Origin of the sequence: Micromonospora inaquosa (assembly GCF_003857055.1) — a bacterium.
In the GTDB taxonomy this organism is placed as follows: domain Bacteria; phylum Actinomycetota; class Actinomycetes; order Mycobacteriales; family Micromonosporaceae; genus Micromonospora; species Micromonospora inaquosa.
The window spans coordinates 26087-33708 of sequence record NZ_QGSZ01000132.1; the positions used below are offsets into that span (position 1 = coordinate 26087).

Below are 7622 nucleotides of genomic sequence, written 5' to 3' on the forward strand. Positions count from 1 at the left end.
TCAGCCGTGTGGGTGGCTGGCGAGCAGGCTGGCCACCCGGCGCAGCACCTCCCGGGCCCGGGCCGCCTCCGCGCCCAGGCCCGTCTGCCGGCGCAGCACCGCGGGCTCGGTCCGCAGCAGCGTCACCCCGCGTCGAATCAGCACCCTGGGTGCCTTGCGCTGTTCGGCCAGGTCGCGGGCGAGCCGGCGGAGGAAGGTCGCCCCACGGGGGCGGCGCAGCGCGTACGCCCCGGCGAGCAGGCCACGGCGGCGACACTCCTCCACAATCTCGGCGGCGAAGATCCCTTCGGCCACGAAAATTGGCGATCCGGCGACATCAAATGGCCGGGTGGCCACCCGTCGATCGGCGCCGATCGCATAAACCGGCACATCGGCTCGACCGTCGCGGGCAAGTCGGGCAATGATTTCCACCGCACCGGGGGCGTCCCACGACTGTGGCGATTCCCAATCCACCTGGCCGTTTCGTTGCGGCAACGTAGGGTCATCGCCGTCTTTGTAGAAGTCGTCCAAGCAGAGCACCGGCAAGCCGGTTTGCTGCGCTATGTACGACTTTCCGGACCCAGAAGGGCCGGCGAGCAAGACCACGCGGTGCGGATGTTCCATTACCTTCAGTTACTCCGGCCAGACAGACTGCTATCAAATCGCATCAACATCTCATCACACCTTCGGTTGGGGACAACCTGGGCTTTCTTCTTGTCGACCGGCGTGATGGAATCTCGGGGGTCCGACCCGCCGGGTCGGTCGCTGGGCGTTGCCCGGGGCAACGCGTTGAAGCTGTAATCGCGAGGGCGGTGACGTGAGCAAACGGCCAAAGACGGCGGGCTCCTTCCTGTCGCGGCTGCGCCGGCCGGCCAGCCGGCTCCGGGACATGCCGATCTGGTCCAAGCTCGGTCTCATCATGATCGTGCCGACCATCGCCACGGTCGTGGTGGGCACCAGTGGTCTTGTCGACCACGTGGAGACGCTCAACAATGCCAACCGAGCTGGCGATCTGGCGAACCTGTCGAGCTATTCAGGTGACCTGGTCGACGCTTTGCAGGACGAGCGGACCGCCGCCGTACTGCTGCTGGGTGCGGACGGGACGCAGCCGACGGCGCAGTACCAGGAGGCCTACAACCGGGTGAACTCCCGGGTGGACCAGGAAGCGGCCCCCTACCGGCAGCAGCGGACCGAGATCGAGGACCTGCCGGGCAGCCTGGAGAGTCTGCTCGACAGCATCGACCAGAACCTGCAGGACCTGTCGGGCATCCGCAGCCAGGTGTTCAACGGAAAGCTCGCGCTCACCGAGACCGTGCAGGCGTACGAGGGTCTGATCAGCGACCTGCTCGCCATCCGCGACTCGTCCACGCAGCTCGCCGGTGACAACCAGCTGAGCGACCGGATGCGCGCCGCTGCGGCGGTCGCCCGGGAGAAGGAGTTCCTCGCCGTACGCCGGGTCGTGGTGCACCGCGCGCTGGGCGTGAAGGGCGGAAAGCGACTGACCCCGGCATTGCGCAGGGACTACGTCGCCAGCGACACCGGCCAGCAGCAGGCTCTGCAGAGCTTCAAGGCCGTCGCCACCCCGGACGACGCGAAGTTCCACGACCAGACGGTCGCGGGCGGCGACCGCCGGCAGGCACAGAACTACACCGGCTGGATCGACGGCAACACCACTGGCGACATGCGCGGTGCGCCGTTCGGCCCGGACCAGTGGGAAGCCGCCATGACGGCCAACGCCAAGCTGATCCGCACCGTCGAGAGGAAGCTCGACGGCGAAGTGGTCGACCAGGCGGACGCCCTCCGCTCGGACGTCCAGCGCCAGGTCTTCCTGGAGACCGGCCTGCTGCTCAGCATGCTGCTGCTGGCCATCCTCTTCGCCTACCTGGTAGCCCGCTCGATGGCCCGCTCACTTCGTGAGCTGCGGCAGGGCGCGCTCTCCGTCGCCCAGTACGGTCTGCCGCAGGCGGTTGCCCGCCTGCGTGACCCACAGGTCGTCGGGCAGCTCTCCCCGGTTCAGTTGGCCAACCAGATCGCCGAACCGCTACCGGTGCGCAGCAAGGACGAGTTCGGCCAGGTGACCGAGGCGTTCAACGCCGTCCACCTGGAAGCCGTCCGTACCGCCGCCGAGCAGGCGGCACTGCGCGCATCCGTCGCGACCATGTTCGTCAACCTGGCCCGCCGTTCACAGATCCTCGTCGACCGCCTCATCGGGCACCTCGACCGGTTGGAGCGCGGCGAGGAGGACCCGGACCGGCTGGCCGAGCTGTTCCAGCTGGACCACCTCGCCACCCGGATGCGCCGTAACGACGAGAACCTGCTGGTGCTCGCCGGTGCCGACTCCACCCGTGTGCAGCGTGAGCCGGCCGCTCTCATCGACGTGCTGCGCGCCGCGCAGTCCGAGGTCGAGCACTACACCCGGATCGAGTTCGGTGTCATCGACCGCGACATCGAGGTCGCCGCGCACGCGGTCAACGACCTCGTGCACCTCGTCGCGGAGCTGTTCGACAACGCCACCGCGTTCTCCCCGCCTGACTCGCAGGTCATGGTCGAGGCTCGCCGGGTCGGCGACCGCTCCTCCCTGTACGTCGAGGACCGCGGCATCGGCATCAGCGCCGAGCAGTTGCACGACCTCAACGAGCGTCTCGCGACGCCGCCGCAGGTGGACGTGGCCGTGTCCCGGATGATGGGCCTGGTCGTGGTCGCCCGGCTGGCGTCCCGGCACGGGGTCCGGGTCGAGCTGCGCCCCGGCAACGATCGCGGCACCGTCGCCGACGTGACCCTGCCCACTTCGGTGCTGGTGCCCCGGGCGCTGTCCGGTCGGGTGCAGCAGCCTCCGGCGCTGCCGGCGGCCGGTGCTCCCCAGTTCGGTGGTCAGCAGTCGGGTGGGCCCGCGCCGGTCTTCGGCGCGCTGCCCGCGCTGGGCAACGGCCCTCGCCCGAGCGAATCCTCCGGCAACCAGGTCACCCTGGGCGGCCGTCCGTTCGACCCCGCGACACGCAACGGTGCCGGCACCCCCGCCAACGGTGGTACGTACCGCTCGATGCCGGCCTGGTCCGATCTGACCGGCGCGGCCGGGACGAACGGCGGCGACGGGTTCACCCCCAGGTCGGCCAACGGTCAGGGGATCGACCCACTGCCGCAGCGCCGGGCCGGGGACGAGACCCCGACCACCGGCCAGCAGCCGTCCATTCCGCGTCAGCTGCCGAGCAGCCCCGAAACGCAGCCGTACTCGGCGCCGCCGGTCTCCTCGCAGCCCTACTCGGGCGCGCCGGTCTCCGCCTCGCCGGCCTCCGGCCAGCCCTACTCCGCGCAGCCCTACTCGGGTGCGCCGTACGGCGGAGCCCCGGTGTCCGCCGCGCCGGCCTCCGGGCAGCCGTACGCCGGTCCGCCGGTGTCGGCGTCGCCGGTCTCCGCCTCGCCGGCGTCCGGTCAGCCGTACTCGGCGCCGCCCGCCTCCGCCCAGTCGTTCAGCGGGTTCGAGCCCCGATCCGCTCCGCCCGCGCAGGCAGCCAGCGCCCCGGCGCCGCCGGCCTGGCCGCCGGTGCCGGGTGGCGACCGGGACACGGCCACCCCGCCGGTGCCCGAGCGGCTCGCCGCCGCGCTGGACATGACGACGGAGTTGCCGCGGGTGCCGCGGCCCGGCGAGCAGCCGGCCGCAGCCCAGCCGCCGGCGCCAGCGCCGACCACGGCTCCGGCTCCGGCTCCGCAGACTCGGCCGGCGCCTCAGCAGCCACAGGCGCAGAACCGCCAGCGGTACGCGGATGAGACGATGGAGCTGCCGATCTTCCGGGAGCTTGAGTCGGCCTGGTTCCGTACCCGTCGTCCGGGCTCCGAGGAGAGCGCGGCCGGCGCCCAGCCGGCGACGAACGGCGACTCCGCGACCCAGCAGTTCGCCACGGTCGAGGCCACCGGTCGGGCAGGCCACACGACAGCACCCGGGACGACAGGTAACACACCGATGGCAGACACTCCGACGGCCGGAGGAGCGCCGCGGGACAACGGCTCCACAGCGACCGGGGGCACCCGCCCCAGCCTCGCCGAGAGCCTGCCGAACCGCCGGCCCCAACCGCAGAGCAACGGCTGGCAGACCGCTGCCGACGACGGCTGGCGTGCTGCCTCCGCGGCGGCCGGCGCGGCGCCGGTGAGCGAGACCACCACGACCGGTCTGCCGAAACGCAAGCCGATGGCGCAGCTGGTGCCCGGCGCGGTGGAGAAGCCCACCACCTCGGTCCAGCGGCGCTCCCCGGAGGCGGTCCGTGGCCTGCTCTCCGCCTACCACCGGGGCGTGCAGCGAGGGCGTAGCACCTCGGACAACCCGACCAGCCCGGAGGCGACTCCGGGAGGGCAATCCTCGCAGTCTGGCTCAGGCCCGGTGGCCGGGAGCGGGCAGAAGGAGCAAGAAGGATGACAACTACGCAGGATCTTGGTTGGCTGCTGGCCAACTTCGCCGACCGGGTGCCCGGCGTCGCGCATGCGGTCGCCGTATCGGCGGACGGCCTCCTCCTCGCGTCGTCACGGGATCTGCCGCGCGACCGGGCAGACCAGCTCGCCGCGATCTCATCGGGTCTGGTCAGCCTGACCCAGGGGGCAGCTCGCTGCTTCGAGGGAGGCGCGGTGTTGCAGACCGTCGTGGAGATGGACAATGGCTTCCTGTTCCTGATGTCCATCTCGGACGGCTCGTCCTTCGCCGTGCTGGCAGCCCGCAGCTCCGACGTGGGCCAGGTTGGCTACGAGATGGCGCTGCTGGTCGACCGGGTGGGCGACGCGTTGACCCCGCAGCCGCGTGCGGCTGCGGGCATGCTGGGTTGATGTTTCGCCGATCGTGAGGTCGGCACGACTGCAACAACGACAACGACGGGTTTCACCGGTGGGAGCCGGTAACGGGTGCGAAGGAGGTGAGCGGCGAGATGGCCGATCGTGACGAACCGACCGGAGCGTTGGTCCGTCCATACGCCGTGACCCGTGGTCGCACCCGTCCTCGGCTCGACATCGCGCTGGAGGCGCTCGTCGAGACGACGGTGCGTGGCCGGGCCGCTGCCAATGGCAACGGCGGCCAGGGTCGCGAACACCAGTACATCGCCGCGCTGTGTGACGGACGCGTGCAATCGCTCGCGGAGATCGCGGCGCGGATGCAGCTCCCGCTCGGTGTGGCCCGGGTGCTCATCGCCGACATGGCGACGGACGGCCTGGTCGCGGTCCACGAGCCGACCATTTTGGACGACTCCGACGACGCGGTGGGCACTGAACTGCTGGAGAGGGTGCTGAGTGGACTTCGCAGGCTCTGACATGTCGCACCGCCCGCCGAACCCGAGCGGCCGCGTGACGTCGGCGAAGATCGTTATCGCCGGTGGATTCGGCGTCGGTAAGACGACGCTGGTCGGCTCGGTCTCGGAGATCACGCCGCTGACCACTGAGGCCATCATGACCTCCGCTGGCGTGGGCGTCGACGACACCCGGCAGGTGCCGGGCAAGACGACGACCACGGTGGCCATGGACTTCGGCCGGATCTCGATCGACCGTGACCTGATCCTGTACCTGTTCGGTACGCCGGGTCAGACCCGTTTCTGGTTCATGTGGGACGAACTGGTGCGGGGTGCGATCGGTGCGGTCGTGCTGGTGGACACCCGCCGGCTGGCCGACTGCTTCGCGGCGATCGACTTCTTCGAGCACCGACGCCTGCCGTACCTGGTGGCGATCAACTGCTTCGACGGGATGCAGTACCACGACCCGCAGGACGTCCGGGACGCCTTGGCGATCTCGAGCGACGTGCCGGTGGTGGCCTGCGACGCCCGTAACCGGGAGTCGACGAAGCACGTGTTGATCTCGCTGGTCGAGTACGTGCTGACCATGCGTCGTACGCGCGCCGTCGCCCCGGCCTGATCGCGGCGCTGCACGCCCCGGTAGTGGCTTCGGCCGCCACCGGGCGCTGCCAGCCGCCCTGGTGAGTGCTTCCGCGCTGACTCGTCGCTCAGACGAGCCAGCGTGCCGCTGAGCCGCCTCCTGACGACCTGGAAGCTGTCAGCCCCTTCCCCGGGGCGCAGGCCCTCCACGGTCCTCGCGAGGCGGCTTCTGCGTGCCCGGGAGATCGCCCTGCTGACGCAGAAGCGCCCCCAGCCGGCTGGCTGGGGGCGTTCACGCCTGTGCGAATGGAGGTCAGGACTGGTAGCCCGCCGAGCGGTACTCGTACTCCCGGTCGTCGTCGCGGTCCCCGTGGTCGCGGCTGAAGTCCCAGCCGCCGGCCGCCTCACGACCGGGCCGACCACCCACCGCGAAACCGCCGATCTCCTGACCACGACGCCAGCCACGGAAGTAGCCGGTCGTGTTCTCCGCGAGGCTTGCCGCATCACGCACTATCCGCAATGGGCGCTCCTCGCGCAGCGGGGAACCCGGCACCAGGTTGGCCTGCGGCACGCGCTTCGGTAGCCCGGCGTTGGTCTCGGCCCCCACGGCCGGGCGAGCAGCCTGTTCAGCGGCCTGCCAGCCGGTGTCGGCAGTGGTCGACCAGTCCAGGTCGGACTCCTCGGCCTGCCCGACGAACCAGGCCGACTTGGCCTGCGCGAAGATCAGCAGATCGCCGTCGCCCTCGTCGGCGACCGGCGGCGGCCGGTGCTCCATCGGCGGCGGCCGGTGTTCGACCGGCGGCGGTCGGTGCTCGACCGGGGGCGGCGGTCGGTGCTCCACGGCACGCTCGGTACGGGCTGCCGCCCGACCGTTGCGGGCGGCCTGCTCGCGGTCGACCAGGCGCAGCGGCGGCGTCTCCAGGTGCTGGTCCGGAGGAGGGTTGAGCCCTTCGCGCAGCGCCCGGTCGGCCAGCGGCGGCGGCTCCACCAGCCGCAGCATCGGTGGCTCCGGTGGCAGGTCGTCCGCCAACCAGGGCGGGGTGACCCGACCATCGGCCCGACCCGGGTCGGTCGGGGCGTCCACACCGCGGCTGCCGCCGTACGGGTAGGCCACCGGGTTGTTCGGTGAGCTGTCGGACGGGTCCTCCGGGTTGTTGACCAGCGGCCAGTTGGCGCGGGAGCCGGGCGGTGCCGTCTCCTGCCCAGGCCGGGGGGTCGGCACCGGAATGCTGAGATCGGTGGCGCTGAAGCCGCCGGTGGGTGGCTCGTCGACGGGCCGCTGCAGGTGGCTCGGCCGAGGCTCACCGTTGGTCTTGGGCCGGGGCGGAATGACAGTGCGCTGCCGCTCGGCCCGCGCGTTGTTGATCGCGGCGGTGGTCAGCGTCGGTCGGAACGGCTCACCGGCCTCGGCCGGAGGCACCATGCCGCGCTGGGCCGGCGCGATCGGGGTGATCCCGGGCGGCGGAGGCGGCGGTGCGGAGACCGGTCGGTTGGTCGGGCCGTCGATCCGGCTGGAGGCCGACTCGGTGCGGCTGGGCAGCGTGGACGATGGCGAACCAGCCATCGCCGCCGGAGTCATCGGGGCGGGTGCGACCGGAGGCGGTGTGACCGGTGCCGGGGCGACCGGTGGTGGCCCGAGCGGGCGGGGCGATGCCAGCGGCGCGTTGCCGGGGACCGGCTCGGGACGGCTGCGCCGCCCGGCGGCGGGCGCCGGGTCGACGGCGGGCGGGGTGGGTCGGAGCGACCGCAAGCCGGCGTTGGTGCCCGGCAACCCGGCCAACCCGGCGTTGCTGGCGGCCAGGC

Annotated in this window: 5 protein-coding genes and 1 pseudogene; 4 read left to right on the top strand and 2 right to left on the bottom strand. The window is 71.6% G+C overall.

The genetic code is table 11. The features are described 5' to 3' along the window. Positions 1-294 carry a hypothetical protein gene (locus DLJ59_RS37190; protein WP_244235822.1) on the bottom strand — a complete coding sequence of 98 codons (294 nt, stop codon included), beginning with the start codon at positions 292-294 and terminating at the stop codon, positions 1-3. A gap of 502 nt (positions 295-796) precedes the next feature. On the opposite strand from DLJ59_RS37190, the gene DLJ59_RS04570 reads away from it, so the two are divergent. The 4 genes from DLJ59_RS04570 (at position 797) to DLJ59_RS04585 (ending at position 5859) form a co-directional block, all read left to right on the top strand. Then, entirely contained in the window at positions 797-4387 is a 3591-nt protein-coding gene (locus tag DLJ59_RS04570) for a sensor histidine kinase (protein WP_124771258.1), read from the top strand. Then, positions 4384-4788, top strand: a complete 405-nt coding sequence (locus DLJ59_RS04575) for a roadblock/LC7 domain-containing protein (RefSeq protein WP_030329023.1) — start codon at positions 4384-4386, stop codon at positions 4786-4788. Before DLJ59_RS04570 ends, DLJ59_RS04575 begins: the two co-directional genes overlap by 4 nt. Before the next feature lie 98 nt (positions 4789-4886). After that, the gene (locus DLJ59_RS04580) at positions 4887-5264 is read left to right on the top strand and encodes a DUF742 domain-containing protein (RefSeq protein ID WP_030329021.1); all 378 of its coding nucleotides are present in this window, start codon (positions 4887-4889) and stop codon (positions 5262-5264) included. 1 nt (position 5265) lies between these two features. Further along, positions 5266-5859 (top strand): GTP-binding protein, encoded by a 594-nt coding sequence (locus tag DLJ59_RS04585; protein WP_007455465.1) that lies wholly within the window; start codon positions 5266-5268, stop codon positions 5857-5859. Between the two features lie 273 nt (positions 5860-6132). Here the strand turns inward: DLJ59_RS04585 and DLJ59_RS04590 are convergent. Next, positions 6133-7622 (bottom strand): annotated as a pseudogene (locus tag DLJ59_RS04590) (transposase); the annotation flags it as partial.